Below are 14682 nucleotides of genomic sequence, written 5' to 3'. Positions count from 1 at the left end.
CATCACTTTTAACAGCACAAAGACTAAAAACCGTATCACTTGAAATACACCTTTCCGACGAATGCCAGCACATCTCCAAAATCACCATAAAACCCAATGTTTTCTAGGCATAACCCGCTATCAGCACCCCTTCAGCAGGAAGATGAAAAATCTAAACGCACACCAATAAGACACATTAAATCAATTTTCGTATTGCATTTACGTATCACGTTATAGCTATACTTGGGCAAAACCGGCCCCTGCGGCCGATCCAATAACGAGCCGGCACCCCGCCGAGCGTGCACCGTGAGAGCATCCGCCATGCCTCTGACCCTTGCCGTCGAATTGATCGAGCCTGGCGTCCGCCTGATTACCCTGCAGCGCCCGCAAGCCCTGAACGCCCTGAACACCGAGTTGCTGGGCGAACTGGCCGCTGAACTGAACATCGCGCAAGCCGACCCCGACACCCGCGCCGTGGTGCTCACCGGCAGCCGCAAAGCCTTCGCCGCCGGTGCCGACATCAAGGAAATGGCCGAGCGCGATCTGGTCGGCATCCTCGACGACCCGCGCCAGGCCTCGTGGCAAGCCATTACTCGCTTCAGCAAACCGCTGATCGCCGCGGTCAACGGCTTTGCCCTCGGCGGTGGCTGCGAACTGGCGATGCACGCCGACATCATTATTGCCGGCGAAGACGCCCGCTTCGGCCAGCCGGAAATCAACCTCGGGATCATGCCCGGCGCCGGTGGTACCCAACGTCTGCTGCGCGCCGTCGGCAAATCCATGGCCATGCAAATGGTGCTGACGGGCGAGCCGATCGACGCCCGTCAGGCCCAGCGCGTCGGTCTGGTCAGCGAAGTGACCCAGCCGGAATTTACCGTCGAGCGCGCCCTGCACATCGCTCACAGCATTGCGGCCAAGGCGCCACTGGCGGTGCGCCTGGCCAAGGAAGCGCTGCTCAAGGCCATGGACACGGACCTGGCCAGCGGCCTGCGTTTCGAGCGTCACGCCTTCACCGTGCTGGCCGGCACCCGCGACCGCGACGAGGGCATTGCGGCCTTCCAGGAAAAGCGCAACCCGATTTTCACCGGGCAATAAAGCGGCCACTGACATCCGAATTCGAACGACTGCCAAGAGAACGCCAAGACCATGAACTTCGAACACATCCTGTTTTCCATCGAGGCCGGCGTCGCCCTGCTCAGCCTCAACCGGCCAGACCAGCTCAACAGCTTCAACACCCAGATGCATGGCGAAGTGAAGGAAGCGCTCAAGCAAGTGCGGCAAAACCCGGACGTGCGCGTGCTGCTGCTGACCGGTGAAGGTCGCGGCTTCTGCGCCGGGCAGGACCTGAGCGACCGCAATGTCGCGCCAGGCAGCGCCGTGCCGGATCTGGGCGAGTCCATCGAGAAGTTCTACAACCCGCTGATCCGCCAGTTGCGCGACCTGCCGCTGCCGGTGATCTGCGCGGTCAACGGCGTGGCCGCCGGCGCCGGCGCCAACATTCCGCTGGCCTGTGACCTGGTACTGGCGGCGCGTTCGGCCAGTTTCATCCAGGCGTTCTGCAAGATTGGCCTGATCCCTGATTCAGGCGGCACCTGGACCCTGCCGCGTCTTGTGGGTATGGCTCGGGCCAAGGCTTTGGCACTACTGGGCAACCGTCTAACCGCCGAACAAGCCGAGCAATGGGGCTTGATTTACCAGTGTGTGGACGACGCCGATTTGCGCGACGAAGCGCTGAAACTGGCCCGCCACCTCGCAACCCAGCCGACCTACGGTCTGGCACTGATCAAGCGCGGCCTCAACGCCAGCCTGAGCAACAGCTTCGACGAACAGCTTGAACTGGAAAAAGACCTGCAACGTCTGGCCGGGCGCAGCGAGGACTACCGCGAAGGCGTCGGCGCCTTCATGGAAAAACGCACCCCAAGTTTCAAGGGACGCTGAGCCATGACCGCATTGAACACATCTGCACGCATCGCCGTGATCGGCGCCGGGGCCATGGGTGCCGGTATCGCCCAGGTGGCGGCCCAGGCCGGCCATCCGGTCTTGCTGCTGGACAATCGTCCCGGCGCAGCCGCCCAAGCGATTGAAGGCATCGACCGACAATTGGGCAAGCGAGTCGAGAACGGCAAGCTGTCGGCCGAGTCGCGCAGCGCCACCGTTGCGCGCCTGCAAGCGGTGGAAGCCATCGAAACCCTGGCCGACTGCGATCTGATCATCGAAGCCATCGTCGAGAACCTTGAGGTCAAACGCGCGCTGTTCCGCCAGCTCGAAGGCATCTGCGGCGAGCATTGCATCCTCGCCAGCAACACTTCGTCGCTGTCGATCACCAGCATCGCCGCACAGCTTGATCATCCACAGCGCCTGCTCGGCCTGCACTTCTTCAACCCGGCACCGGTGATGGCGCTGGTGGAAGTCGTCTGCGGCCTGGCCAGCGATCCGGCACTCGCCGAGTGCCTGTACGACACCGCCAAAGCCTGGGGCAAAAAACCGGTACACACCCGCTCCACACCGGGCTTCATCGTCAACCGCGTGGCCCGGCCGTTCTATGCAGAAAGCCTGCGGATGCTGCAGGAAGGCGCGGCCGATTGCCCAACCCTGGATGCGCTGATGCGCGAGGCCGGTGGTTTTGCCATGGGCGCGTTCGAACTGACCGACTTGATCGGCCATGACGTCAACTACGCCGTGACCTGCTCGGTGTTCGACGCTTATTACCAGGACACACGCTTCCTGCCGTCGCTGATCCAGAAAGAACTGGTGGATGGCGGGCGTCTGGGACGTAAAAGCGGACAGGGTTTCTACAGCTACGCCCAAGGCGCCGAACGCCCGCAAGCAGGTGAAATCAGCAGCAGCGCGAGCGTCGAGACTTGTATCGCCGAAGGTGACCTTGGCATCGCCCAGGGTTTGCTGGCGCGCTTGAGCGAGCAAGGTGTCGAAGTCATCCGGCGCGACGGCCGCGGATTGCTGCGAGTGGGTGACGCGGTGCTGGCCCTGAGCGATGGCCGCATGGCCTGCCAGCGTGCCCGGGAAGACGGGCTGCGCAACCTGATCCTGCTCGATCTGGCGTTCGATTACGGCAATGCCAAACGCATCGCTATCAGCCATGCGGCAGGCATTGATCCGCTGGCCCTCGAACAAGGCGTTGCTCTGCTGCAACGGGCCGGCCTCATGGTCAGCCTGCTCAGCGACAGCCCGGCCCTCGCCGTCCTGCGCACTGTGGCCATGCTCGCCAACGAAGCCGCCGACGCCCTGCTGCAAGGCGTGGCCTCGGCCACCGACATCGATCTGGCCATGCGCGCCGGGGTCAATTATCCACAGGGGCCGCTGGCCTGGGCCGATGCCATTGGCCTTTCGCACATTCTTGAAACGCTGGAAAACCTGCAAGCCAGTTATGGCGAAGAACGCTACCGGCCGTCGCTGCTGCTGCGCCGTCGCGCCACCGAAGGGAGAACATTCCATGACTAACCATGAAGCCATGACCCTGGCCAGTGAATGCGCGCAATCGCTGCTCCAGCGCGACGCCGCCAGCCAGGCCATGGGCATGCGCCTGCTCTCGGCCGGCCCCGGTTGCGCGCGAGTGGGCATGGCGGTGCGGGCCGACATGATCCAGGGTCACGGCACCTGCCACGGCGGCTACCTGTTCGCCCTCGCCGATTCGGCATTCGCCTTTGCCTGCAACAGTTACAACGAAGCCACCGTGGCCATCGGTTGCAGCATCGACTACATCGCCCCGGCGCGCCTGGGTGACACGCTGAACGCCGACTGCATCGAGCAGAGCCGTTCGGGTCGCACCGGCAACTACGACGTGCGCATCGAAAACCAGCAGGGCCAGTTGATCGCCCTGTTCCATGGCAAATCCTACAAAGTGCGCGGCCCGGTGCTGACGCAGGAGAACCCGAATGAATGACGCCCTGATCATCGACGCAGTCCGGACCCCGATTGGCCGTTACGCCGGTGTCCTGAGCAGCGTGCGCGCCGACGACCTCGGCGCGGTACCGCTGCGCGAACTGCTGCGCCGCCACCCGCAAGTGGACTGGAACACGGTTGACGACGTGATCTACGGCTGCGCCAACCAGGCCGGCGAAGACAACCGCAACGTCGCGCGCATGTCGGCACTGCTGGCCGGGTTGCCGGTCAGCGTGCCGGGCACCACCCTCAATCGCCTGTGCGGCTCCGGGCTCGATGCCATCGGCACCGCCGCCCGCGCCATTCGCAGTGGCGAAACCGGGCTGATGCTGGTCGGTGGCGTTGAATCCATGTCCCGTGCGCCACTGGTGATGGGCAAGGCCGAGCAGGCGTTTTCACGTGCAGCCGAGGTCTTCGACACCACCATCGGCTGGCGCTTCGTCAATCCGCTGATGAAAAAGGCCTATGGCATCGACTCCATGCCGGAAACGGCAGAGAACGTCGCCGAACACTTCAACATCTCCCGGGCCGACCAGGACGCCTTCGCCTTGCGCAGCCAGCAACGCGCTGCCGCTGCCCAGGCCAGCGGGCGTCTGGCCAAAGAGATTGTCGCGGTGGAAATCCCCCAGCGCAAAGGACCGGCTAAGGTGGTCGAGCACGACGAGCACCCACGCGGCGACACTACCCTTGAGCAGCTTGCCAAACTGGGCACGCCGTTCCGCGAAGGCGGCAGCATCACCGCCGGCAACGCCTCCGGGGTCAACGACGGGGCCTGCGCGCTGTTGCTGGCCAGCCCGGAAGTCGCCAAACGCCACGGCCTGACCGCCCGTGGCCGGGTCGTGGCCATGGCCACGGCTGGCGTTGAACCACGGATCATGGGCATCGGCCCGGTGCCAGCCACCCGCAAGGTGCTGGAGGTGGCCAACCTGAGCCTGGCCGACATGGACGTGATCGAGCTCAACGAAGCCTTCGCCGCACAGGGCCTGGCGGTGCTGCGCGAACTGGGCCTGAACGACACCGATCCGCGGGTCAACCCCAACGGCGGCGCCATCGCCCTGGGCCACCCGTTGGGCATGAGCGGCGCACGCTTGGTCACCACCGCCCTGCATGAGCTTGAAGAACGGAACGGCCGCTACGCCCTGTGCACCATGTGCATCGGTGTCGGCCAGGGGATCGCGCTGATCATCGAGCGTCTATCCCACTAAAGAATCGCGATTCCCGGGGAGCCGAGAGGTATCCTTGGGGCATGCACTCAAAGCCCTTGTGCAAAAGGGCTGGAACACAAAAACAATTCGAGTGAACACATGAACATGCCAATTGCCCAAGCCGTGCTGAACCCTGTGCTGGACCCGCTGGAAACCGCCAGCATCGACGAGCTGCGCCAGCATCAGCTGGAGCGCCTGCGCTGGAGCCTGAACCACGCCTACAACAACGTGCCGCTGTACCGTCAGCGCTTCGATGCGCTGGGCGTGCACCCCGACGACATCAAGTCCCTGGACGACCTGGCGAAATTCCCTTTCACCACCAAGTCCGACCTGCGGGACAACTACCCCTACGGCATGTTTGCCGTGCCGATGCACGACATCGTGCGCCTGCACGCGTCCAGCGGCACCACCGGCAAACCGACCGTGGTCGGCTACACCCAGAATGACATCGACACCTGGGCCAATGTGGTGGCCCGCTCGATCCGCGCCGCTGGTGGCCATCGTGGCGACAAAGTACACATTTCCTACGGCTACGGCCTGTTCACCGGCGGCCTCGGCGCGCACTACGGCGCCGAACGCCTGGGCTGTACGGTGATCCCGATGTCCGGTGGCCAGACCGAAAAACAGGTGCAGCTGATCAAGGATTTCCAGCCGGACATCATCATGGTCACGCCGTCCTACATGCTCAACATCGCCGATGAAATCGAGCGCCAGGGCATCGACCCGCACAAACTGGCCCTGCGCCTGGGCATCTTCGGCGCCGAGCCGTGGACCGCCGAACTGCGCAGCGCCATCGAGGCACGTATGGGCATCACCGCCCTGGACATCTACGGCCTCTCGGAAATCATGGGCCCGGGCGTGGCCATGGAATGCGCCGAAACCAAGGACGGCCCGACCATCTGGGAAGACCACTTCTACCCGGAAATCATCGACCCGGTCACCGGCGAAGTACTGCCGGACGGGCAGATGGGCGAACTGGTGTTCACCTCGCTCAGCAAAGAAGCCCTGCCGATGATCCGCTACCGCACCCGCGACCTGACGCGCCTGCTGCCGGGTACGGCGCGGCCGATGCGGCGCATCGACAAGATCACCGGGCGCAGCGATGACATGCTGATCATCCGTGGCGTTAACGTGTTTCCGACGCAGATCGAGGAGCAGGTTCTGAAAGTCAAACAACTTGCCGAGTGTTATGAGATTCATCTGTATCGCAATGGCAACCTGGACAGCGTTGATGTGCATGTCGAGCTCAAGGCTGAGCACCAGCACCTGGGCGATGAACAGCAGAAGGCTGTTTGCGGGGAATTGAGCCGGCATATCAAGACGTACATCGGGATCAGTTCGCGGATCGTTTTGCAGCCGTTCCATTCGATCAAGCGATCCGAGGGCAAGGCTTGCCACGTGGTGGATAAACGTCCGAAAGCATGACTGCTGCACCCTTTATGGCCCCGCTTTTTGCGGGGCTTTTTTTTGCCAGGGCTTTACCGACTCTGGCGCCGATCACTATTCCTGTGGGAGCGAGCTTGCTCGCGATGGCTTTGTGTCAGGCGACGTGTTTTTTACGGGTGTACATATCCATTGCTGCGGTAACGGCCACTTAGGGTTCCGCCCTTACGGCGGGTCACTTGGAAAAGCGGAGCGCCGCCCGGCCCCAAGTAACCAAGGGCTCTTGCCCCTGACATTCGGTGCCTCGCTTAGGCTCGGCATGCCGGCCGGCCTGTTTGCTGGGTTCGTTCGATTGTGATGTACCTCGTCGACTGCCAGGTCGCTATCGCGAGCAAGCTCGCTCCCACAGGTATCGAGTACATCTGCAAGATTTCGGTCGGCTGGCAGGCCGCCTTCGCGGGCAAGCCCGCTCCCACAGGGGTTGGGGACATCTGCAAAAACCAGGTCGGCTGTCAGGCCGCCATCGCGAGCAAGCTCGCTCCCACAGAAGAGCAAAGGCAGATCGGCGTACACAAACGCTCTTCACCACTCATCAGGCCGAGCGTTAGCTCGCCTGCAGCTCTTGATCTTGATCCACCCGCCCCTTCGGGAGGCTGAGTGGAGGTATTCATCCGGGGATTGGCGCGCCGCGCCGTTCGACGCAGTCGAACACATTGCATGTAGGTGCAGCGAAGCAAACCGGAGGGCAATGCCCCCGGATGAATGCCGGAGCGAAGGAACGCCGAGCCTTAGCGAGGGGCCGGACGCTCGGGGCGAGCCTTTTTTTGCTTACTTTTTTTTGGCGTTTGAAAAAAAAGTGAGTCGCCGTAAGGGCGAAACCGCCAGTGGCCGTTACCGAAGAAATGGATATGTACGCCGACCTCTCTCCCCCAATCATCCCAAAGCGATACAAAAAACAATTACGACACGTCATTTTGTGTTTGATATTAAATTCTGTATCGCTTATAAAGTTCTCCATGCCCCAGAACAGATTCAAGGCGGGAACTCAAAAATGTACGCACAGCTCGTAGAAACCGGCGTAAAGCGCATCAAGGACCTCTCGGAAATGTCCGAACAGGAACGCGCCTTCCAGGAAAAAATCGATTCAGAAATCAAGATCGAAGCCAAGAACTGGATGCCAGATGCCTACCGCCAGACCCTGATCCGGCAAATTTCCCAGCACGCCCACTCCGAAATCGTCGGCATGCTGCCCGAAGGCAACTGGGTCACCCGCGCGCCAAGCCTCAAACGCAAACTGCAACTGATGGCCAAGATCCAGGACGAAGCCGGCCACGGCCTCTACCTGTACAGCGCCATGGAAACCCTGGGCGCCGACCGCGATGAAGAAATCTCCAAGCTGCACAGCGGCAAGGCCAAGTACTCGAGCATCTTCAATTACCCGACGCTGAACTGGGCCGACATGGGCGCGGTGGGCTGGCTGGTGGATGGCGCGGCGATCGTCAACCAGGTGGTGCTGCAGCGCACCTCCTACGGCCCGTATTCCCGGGCGATGATCCGCATCTGCAAGGAAGAGAGTTTCCACCAGCGCCAGGGCTACGAAATCCTCCTGACCATGATGCGCCACGGTAACCAGGCGCAAAAAGACATGGTCCAGGACGCGATCAACCGCCTGTGGTGGCCGTCGCTGATGATGTTTGGCCCAAGCGATGAACATTCGCCGAACAGCGCCCAGTCCATGGCCTGGAAAATCAAGCGCCAGAGCAACGATGAACTGCGCCAGCGCTTCATCGACCAGACCATCCCGCAGCTGGAGCTTTTGGGCTGCACCTGCCCCGACCCGGACCTGAAGTGGAACGCCGAGCGCGGCCACTACGACTTCGGCGAAATCCAGTGGAACGAATTCTACGAAGTGCTCAAGGGCAACGGCCCGTGCAACCAGGAACGCGTCGCCACCCGCCGCAAGGCGATCGAAGACGGCGCCTGGGTTCGTGAAGCCGCCGTCGCCCACGCCCGCAAAAAACAAAACAAGAACGCCGCCTGATCCGGCCACCTGATGTGGAGTAACTGAAATGTCCGAGTGGACCCTCTTCGAAGTCTTCGTGCGCAGCAAGCACGGTCTGAACCACAAGCATGTCGGTAGCGTGCACGCCGCCGACACCACCATGGCCATCGAGAACGCGCGCGAGCTCTACACCCGTCGCAGCGAAGGCGTGAGCCTGTGGGTCGTGCCTTCGGCGTTGATCACCGCCTCGTCGCCGGATGAAAAAGACCCGCTGTTCGATCCGTCGGACGACAAGGTCTACCGCCACGCCAGCTTCTACGAGCTGCCGGCCGAAGTCGGGCACATGTGAGGTCGACCATGGACAACAAGACCGATCTGATCGAATACCTGCTGCGCCTCGGCGACAGCGCCCTGATCCAGGGCCAGCGCCTGTGCCAATGGTGTGGCAAGGCCCCGGCGCTGGAAGAAGAACTGGCGCTGATGAACGTCGGCCTCGACCTGGTGGGCCAGGCGCGCAACTGGCTGGAGTACGCCGCCGAGCTGCTGGACGACGGCCGTGATGCCGATCACCTGGCGTTTCGTCGTGACGAGCGCGCCTATCGCAACCTGCTGCTGGTGGAACAACCCAACGGCGACTTCGCGATAACCATGCTCAAGCAGTTCCTCTATGACGCCTGGCATTTGCCGGTGCTGCAGGGCCTGAGCCAGTCCAGCGACGAGCGTATCGCCGGGATTGCCGCCAAAGCCGTGAAGGAAGTGACTTATCACCTGCGCCGCTCCGGCGAGTGGGTCGAGCGTCTGGGTGACGGCACCGAGGAAAGCCACAAGCGCATGCTCGCGGCGATCCCCGAGGTGTGGCGCTTCACCGTGGAACTGATCGCCGCCGATGACAGCGAACAGCGCCTGTGCGCAGCCGGCATCACTCCGGACATCGCCAACGTCGCCGCGAAGTGGCAAGCCAAAGTCGAGCAGATCTTCACCAGCGCCACCCTGCCCGTCCCCGCGGCGCCGAGCTATTTCTACCTGAATGCACGCAAGGGCCTGCACACCGAACACTTAGGGATCCTGCTGGCCGAAATGCAGTGCCTGCCACGAGCGTACCCCGATGCAACCTGGTGAGCTGATCGCCAGCGACCTCGGCGCCCGGCCGGCTCAACCGACCGACCTGGCTGCCGCGTGGGCGATCCTGTGCGAGGTCATGGACCCGGAAGTGCCAGTGGTCAGCGTGGTCGACCTGGGCATCGTCCGCGATCTCGACTGGCAGGCCGGTCACCTTCACGTGGTGGTCACGCCGACCTACTCCGGTTGCCCGGCCACCGAAGTGATCGAAAGCGACATCCGCGAAGCCCTGGAACTCGCCGGATTCAAGGCGCCGCATTTGGAGCGCAAGTTGACCCCGGCCTGGACCACCGACTGGATCAGCGACAGCGGCCGCGAACGCCTGCGCGCTTACGGCATCGCGCCGCCCGAGGGCAGCACCAGCAAGCGCAGCCTGCTCGGCGAGAACCCGCAGGTTGTGTGCCCGCAATGCGGCAGCGCCCACACCGAGGTGCTCAGCGAGTTCGGCTCCACAGCCTGCAAGGCCCTGTACCGCTGCGTCGATTGCCGGGAACCGTTCGACTATTTCAAGTGCATCTGAGCGGCGAATCGGCCGTCCCAGCTGGAGAACAACAATGAGCAAATTTCACAGCCTGACCATCAAGGACGTGCGCGCCGAGACCCGTGACGCGGTGTCCATCGCCTTCGAGATTCCGCAGGACCTGCAAGACAGCTTCCATTTTACCCAGGGCCAACACCTGGTGATGCGCACCCAACTGGACGGCGAAGAAGTACGCCGCTCCTACTCGATCTGCACCGGGGTCAACGACGGTGAGCTGCGCATCGCCGTCAAGCGTGTTACCGGCGGACGCTTCTCGGCATTTGCCAACGAACAGCTGAAAGCCGGGCACACCCTGGAAGTGATGCCGCCCGCCGGGCATTTCTGCGTCGAACTCGACCCGGCGCGCCATGGCAACTACCTGGCCGTGGCGGCAGGCAGCGGCATCACGCCGATCCTGTCGATCATCAAGACCACCCTGGAAACCGAGCCCCACAGCCGCGTCACCCTGTTGTACGGCAACCGCTCCAGCTCCGGCGCGCTGTTCCGCGAACAGCTCGAAGACCTGAAAAACCGCTACCTGCAACGCCTGAACCTGATCTTCGTGTTCAGCCGCGAGCAGCAGGATGTCGACCTGTACAACGGCCGGATCAACGCCGAGAAATGCGAGCAGCTGTTCAGCCGCTGGCTCGACGTCAAGGCCCTCGACGCCGCCTTCATCTGCGGCCCGCAGGAAATGACCGAGACCGTGCGCGACAGCCTCAAGGCCAAGGGCATGGCGCCCGAACGCATTCACTTCGAACTGTTCGCCGCCGTCGGCAGCCAGCAAAAACGCGAAGCCCGTGAGGCGGCGCGCCAGGTGGATTCAGCGGTCAGCCAGATCACCGTCATCAGCGATGGCCGCGCCCTGGCGTTCGACCTGCCGCGCAACAGCCAGAGCATCCTCGATGCGGGTAACGAGCAAGGTGCGGAACTGCCCTACTCGTGCAAGGCCGGTGTGTGCTCGACCTGCAAGTGCAAGGTCATCGAGGGCGAAGTGGAAATGGACAGCAACCACGCCCTGGAAGACTACGAAGTGGCCGCCGGCTACGTGCTGTCGTGCCAGGCCTTCCCGATCAGCGACAAGGTGGTGCTGGATTTCGATCAGCTCTGATATCCGCCTCACGCAAAACCCTGTGGGAGCGAGCTTGCTCGCGATAGCGGTGGGTCAGCCACCATCAATGCTGAATGTAATGGCCTCATCGCGAGCAAGCTCGCTCCCACAGGGGGCCGGTGATTCGGCACGAATACAACGTTTCACCCACAACAAAAAAAACAAAGGAGCGCGCGTCATGACACCCCAGGAAATAGAACTCATCGGCCAGCACCCGGATTTCATCCAGCTGGTTCGTCGCAAACAGAAGCTGTACTGGTCACTGAGCCTGGCCATGCTGGTGATCTATTACGGCTTCGTGCTGCTGGTGGCTTTCTCCCCTTCTACCCTCGGCCAATCCCTGAGCGGCGGCGTGACCACCGTGGGCATGCTGGTGGGTGTCGTCATCGTCGGGCTGGCCTTTGCGCTGACCGGTTTCTATGTCTATCGCGCCAACAACGTGATCGATCCGCTGAATGAAAAACTCAAGCAGGAGTGCGCCCGATGAACCGCCTTCTTGCACTGTTCCTGCTGCCGCTGGCGGCTGTCACTGATGTTGCGATGGCCGCCGATGGCGTGGCCCGCCCATTGAATTGGAACGCCATCGGCATGTTCCTGGTGTTCGTGTTGTTCACCCTTGGTGTGACACGCTGGGCGGCACTGCGTACCCGCTCCACCAGCGATTTTTACACCGCTGGCGGCGGCATGACCGGTTTCCAGAACGGTCTGGCGATTGCCGGCGACATGATCTCGGCAGCCTCGTTCCTCGGCATCTCCGCGATGATGTTCCTCAATGGCTACGACGGTTTGCTCTACGCCCTGGGCGTGCTGGCCGGCTGGCCGATCATCCTGTTCCTGATTGCCGAGCGCCTGCGCAACCTGGGCAAATACACCTTTGCCGACGTGGTGTCCTATCGCCTGGAACAGACCCCGGTGCGCCTGACCTCGGCCTTCGGCACCCTGACCGTGGCCCTGATGTACCTCGTTGCGCAGATGGTCGGCGCCGGCAAGCTGATCGAACTGTTGTTCGGCATCGACTACCTCTATGCAGTGATGCTGGTCGGCGTGTTGATGGTGTTCTACGTGACCTTCGGCGGCATGCTCGCCACCACCTGGGTGCAGATCATCAAGGCGGTAATGCTGCTGTTCGGCACCAGCTTCATGGCGTTCATGGTGCTCAAGCACTTCGGTTTCAGCACTGAGGCGATGTTTGCCGGTGCCACCGCCGTGCACGCCAAGGGCAACGCAATCATGGCCCCCGGCGGCTTGCTGTCCAACCCGATCGATGCGATTTCCCTGGGGCTGGGCATGATGTTCGGCACCGCCGGCCTGCCGCACATCCTGATGCGTTTCTTCACCGTCAGCGATGCCAAGGAAGCGCGTAAAAGCGTGTTCTACGCCACCGGTTTCATCGGCTACTTCTACTTGCTGCTGATCATCGTCGGCTTCGGCGCCATCGTCATGGTCGGCACCGATCCAGCGTTCCGTGACGCCAGCGGCGCGATCATCGGCGGCGGCAACATGGTCGCGGTGCACCTGGCCCACGCGGTAGGCGGCAACCTGTTCCTCGGCTTCATCTCGGCGGTCGCCTTCGCCACCATCCTGGCGGTGGTTGCCGGGCTGGCGCTGTCCGGCGCCTCGGCGGTGTCCCATGACCTGTATGCCTGCGTGATGCGCAAGGGCCAGGCCAGCGAGCAACAGGAAATGCGCGTGTCGCGAATCGCCACCCTGTGCATCGGTGTACTGGCGATCGTCCTCGGCCTGCTGTTCGAGTCGCAGAACATTGCCTTCCTTTCGGGTCTGGTGCTGGCCATCGCCGCGTCGGTGAATTTCCCGGTGCTGTTCCTCTCGATGTACTGGAAAGGCCTGACCACCCGCGGCGCCGTCCTCGGCAGTCTGTCCGGACTGGTCTCGGCGATTGTGTTGCTGGTGCTGAGCCCGGCGGTGTGGGTCAACGTGATGCATCACGATAAGGCGCTGTTCCCGTACTCCAACCCGGCCCTGTTTTCCATGAGCCTGGCGTTCTTTAGTGCATGGCTGTTTTCCGTCACCGACACCTCGCCCCGTGCAGCCCTTGAGCGTGGCCGTTATCTGGCGCAGTTCATCCGCTCGATGACCGGCATCGGTGCCACCGGCGCCAGCAAACACTAAACGACGACCGATCAGTTGGCAGGGAATAAAAATAATGAAACCCGCACGTACCACGTCTTGTGAATCACTGTTTTCACTGGCCGCCGCATTGAGTCTGCCCATGATCGCCCCCAGCGCCATGGCCGACTTCATCGGCGACAGCAAGGCCCGCATTGATATGCGCAACCACTACATCAATCGCGATTTCCGTCAGGACAACGCGCCGCAATCCAAAGCCGAAGAATGGGCCCAGGGATTCACTGCGCGCATCGAGTCCGGATTCACGGACGGCACCTTCGGTTTCGGTCTCGACGCGCTGGGGGAGCTGGGGATCAAGCTCGACTCCAGTCCCGACCGCCGTGGCACCGGGCTGCTGCCGTTTGGCCCGCAGAGCCATGAGCCCGACGACGAGTACAGCGAACTGGGCCTGACCGGTAAATTGAAAGTATCCAAAAGCGTGTTGAAACTCGGCACCCTGCAGCCCTTGTTGCCAGTAGCGACTTACAACGACACACGCCTGTTGGGTTCGACATTTGAAGGTGGCTTGCTGACCAGCCAGGAAATCGACGGCCTGACGGTGAATGCCGGACGCCTGACCAAGGCCAACCTGCGGGACTCCTCCAGCAACGATGACATCGGCTTCGGCGCCGCCACCAGCGATCACTTCGACTTCGGCGGCGGCACCTACGCGTTCAGCCCGCAACTGAATGTGAGCTACTACTACGGCAAGCTGGAACAGATCTATCGCCAGCAATTCGCCGGACTGGTGCATACGCAACCGTTGGGCAACGACTTCAACCTGCGCAGCGACCTGCGTTATTTCGACAGCCGCGGTGACGGCGCCGAGCGGGCCGGGCGCATCGACAACCGCAACTTCAACGGCATGTTCACGGTGTCCCACGGCGCCCATAAGGTCAGTGCCGCCTACCAGCAATTGTCCGGCGACAGCGCCTTTCCGTTCCTCAACGGCGGCGATCCATACGTGGTCAACCTGGTGACGTTCAACACCTTCACCCGCGCCGACGAGGACTCCTGGCAACTGCGTTACGACTATGACTTCGCGGCGCAAGGCATTCCCGGCCTGACCTTCATGACCCGCTACACCGACGGTCGCCACGTCAAGGCAGGCACCGTCGACAACGGTCGCGAATGGGAGCGCGACACCGATATCAGCTACGTCGTCCAGAGCGGTGTGTTCAAGAACGTCAGCCTGCGCTGGCGCAACGTGACCTTCCGTTCCGGTAATGGCTTGACTACCGCCCTCGATGAGAACCGGCTGATCGTCGGTTACACCCTGGCGCTTTGGTAATTCCGAAAGGCGCGGCCGCCACCGCGCCACAACCCTTCATAACCA

General features: G+C 62.3%; 14 protein-coding genes. All 14 read left to right on the top strand.

Annotated features, from left to right (window positions below; all coding sequences use genetic code 11):
* Positions 1-300: 300 nt before the first annotated feature.
* The 14 genes from paaF (at position 301) to AC1RP7_RS11855 (ending at position 14637) form a co-directional block, all read left to right on the top strand.
* The gene (gene paaF, locus AC1RP7_RS11920) at positions 301-1074 is read left to right on the top strand and encodes a 2,3-dehydroadipyl-CoA hydratase PaaF (protein WP_493180707.1); all 774 of its coding nucleotides are present in this window, start codon (positions 301-303) and stop codon (positions 1072-1074) included.
* Positions 1075-1125: 51 nt separating this feature from the next.
* Positions 1126-1917, top strand: coding sequence for a 2-(1,2-epoxy-1,2-dihydrophenyl)acetyl-CoA isomerase PaaG (gene paaG, locus AC1RP7_RS11915; protein ID WP_493180706.1), 792 nt, complete (start codon positions 1126-1128; stop codon positions 1915-1917).
* A 3-nt stretch (positions 1918-1920) separates the two neighbouring features.
* A complete protein-coding gene (gene paaH / locus AC1RP7_RS11910; protein WP_493180705.1) occupies positions 1921-3438 on the top strand; it encodes a 3-hydroxyacyl-CoA dehydrogenase PaaH in 1518 nt (505 codons plus the stop codon).
* Positions 3431-3880, top strand: a complete 450-nt coding sequence (gene paaI / locus AC1RP7_RS11905) for a hydroxyphenylacetyl-CoA thioesterase PaaI (protein ID WP_223504091.1) — start codon at positions 3431-3433, stop codon at positions 3878-3880. The genes paaH and paaI overlap by 8 nt, the downstream gene beginning before the upstream one ends.
* The gene (gene pcaF / locus AC1RP7_RS11900) at positions 3873-5084 is read left to right on the top strand and encodes a 3-oxoadipyl-CoA thiolase (protein ID WP_493180704.1); all 1212 of its coding nucleotides are present in this window, start codon (positions 3873-3875) and stop codon (positions 5082-5084) included. Before paaI ends, pcaF begins: the two co-directional genes overlap by 8 nt.
* Positions 5085-5183: 99 nt before the next feature.
* Positions 5184-6509 (top strand): phenylacetate--CoA ligase PaaK, encoded by a 1326-nt coding sequence (paaK, locus tag AC1RP7_RS11895; RefSeq protein WP_057713982.1) that lies wholly within the window; start codon positions 5184-5186, stop codon positions 6507-6509.
* A gap of 1009 nt (positions 6510-7518) precedes the next feature.
* Entirely contained in the window at positions 7519-8508 is a 990-nt protein-coding gene (gene paaA / locus AC1RP7_RS11890) for a 1,2-phenylacetyl-CoA epoxidase subunit PaaA (RefSeq protein ID WP_493180703.1), read from the top strand.
* Between the two features lie 28 nt (positions 8509-8536).
* The gene (gene paaB, locus AC1RP7_RS11885) at positions 8537-8818 is read left to right on the top strand and encodes a 1,2-phenylacetyl-CoA epoxidase subunit PaaB (RefSeq protein WP_007943393.1); all 282 of its coding nucleotides are present in this window, start codon (positions 8537-8539) and stop codon (positions 8816-8818) included.
* A gap of 8 nt (positions 8819-8826) precedes the next feature.
* Positions 8827-9588 (top strand): 1,2-phenylacetyl-CoA epoxidase subunit PaaC, encoded by a 762-nt coding sequence (gene paaC / locus AC1RP7_RS11880; RefSeq protein ID WP_493180702.1) that lies wholly within the window; start codon positions 8827-8829, stop codon positions 9586-9588.
* Entirely contained in the window at positions 9575-10108 is a 534-nt protein-coding gene (gene paaD, locus AC1RP7_RS11875; RefSeq protein WP_493180701.1) for a 1,2-phenylacetyl-CoA epoxidase subunit PaaD, read from the top strand. Before paaC ends, paaD begins: the two co-directional genes overlap by 14 nt.
* A gap of 34 nt (positions 10109-10142) precedes the next feature.
* Positions 10143-11219, top strand: a complete 1077-nt coding sequence (gene paaE / locus AC1RP7_RS11870; protein ID WP_493180700.1) for a 1,2-phenylacetyl-CoA epoxidase subunit PaaE — start codon at positions 10143-10145, stop codon at positions 11217-11219.
* A gap of 178 nt (positions 11220-11397) precedes the next feature.
* A complete protein-coding gene (locus AC1RP7_RS11865; RefSeq protein WP_150814175.1) occupies positions 11398-11706 on the top strand; it encodes a DUF485 domain-containing protein in 309 nt (102 codons plus the stop codon).
* A complete protein-coding gene (locus AC1RP7_RS11860) occupies positions 11703-13349 on the top strand; it encodes a cation acetate symporter (RefSeq protein WP_223504081.1) in 1647 nt (548 codons plus the stop codon). The genes AC1RP7_RS11865 and AC1RP7_RS11860 overlap by 4 nt, the downstream gene beginning before the upstream one ends.
* 34 nt (positions 13350-13383) lie before the next feature.
* Complete coding sequence (locus AC1RP7_RS11855; protein ID WP_218498091.1) at positions 13384-14637, top strand: OprD family porin; 1254 nt, start codon at positions 13384-13386, stop codon at positions 14635-14637.
* Positions 14638-14682 lie beyond the last annotated feature (45 nt).

This window comes from Pseudomonas sp. GW822-FHT01E03 (assembly GCF_058802985.1).
This window is presented reverse-complemented; position numbering and strand designations above follow the sequence as displayed.

What these genes read in the sequence shown, in the direction of transcription:
- paaF (WP_493180707.1), top strand. Translation starts at nt 301, where the DNA reads ATGCCTCTGACCCTTGCCGTCGAATTGATCGAGCCTGGCGTCCGCCTG.
- paaG (WP_493180706.1), top strand. Translation starts at nt 1,126, where the DNA reads ATGAACTTCGAACACATCCTGTTTTCCATCGAGGCCGGCGTCGCCCTG.
- paaH (WP_493180705.1), top strand. Translation starts at nt 1,921, where the DNA reads ATGACCGCATTGAACACATCTGCACGCATCGCCGTGATCGGCGCCGGG.
- paaI (WP_223504091.1), top strand. Translation starts at nt 3,431, where the DNA reads ATGACTAACCATGAAGCCATGACCCTGGCCAGTGAATGCGCGCAATCG.
- pcaF (WP_493180704.1), top strand. Translation starts at nt 3,873, where the DNA reads ATGAATGACGCCCTGATCATCGACGCAGTCCGGACCCCGATTGGCCGT.
- paaK (WP_057713982.1), top strand. Translation starts at nt 5,184, where the DNA reads ATGAACATGCCAATTGCCCAAGCCGTGCTGAACCCTGTGCTGGACCCG.
- paaA (WP_493180703.1), top strand. Translation starts at nt 7,519, where the DNA reads ATGTACGCACAGCTCGTAGAAACCGGCGTAAAGCGCATCAAGGACCTC.
- paaB (WP_007943393.1), top strand. Translation starts at nt 8,537, where the DNA reads ATGTCCGAGTGGACCCTCTTCGAAGTCTTCGTGCGCAGCAAGCACGGT.
- paaC (WP_493180702.1), top strand. Translation starts at nt 8,827, where the DNA reads ATGGACAACAAGACCGATCTGATCGAATACCTGCTGCGCCTCGGCGAC.
- paaD (WP_493180701.1), top strand. Translation starts at nt 9,575, where the DNA reads ATGCAACCTGGTGAGCTGATCGCCAGCGACCTCGGCGCCCGGCCGGCT.
- paaE (WP_493180700.1), top strand. Translation starts at nt 10,143, where the DNA reads ATGAGCAAATTTCACAGCCTGACCATCAAGGACGTGCGCGCCGAGACC.
- AC1RP7_RS11865 (WP_150814175.1), top strand. Translation starts at nt 11,398, where the DNA reads ATGACACCCCAGGAAATAGAACTCATCGGCCAGCACCCGGATTTCATC.
- AC1RP7_RS11860 (WP_223504081.1), top strand. Translation starts at nt 11,703, where the DNA reads ATGAACCGCCTTCTTGCACTGTTCCTGCTGCCGCTGGCGGCTGTCACT.
- AC1RP7_RS11855 (WP_218498091.1), top strand. Translation starts at nt 13,384, where the DNA reads ATGAAACCCGCACGTACCACGTCTTGTGAATCACTGTTTTCACTGGCC.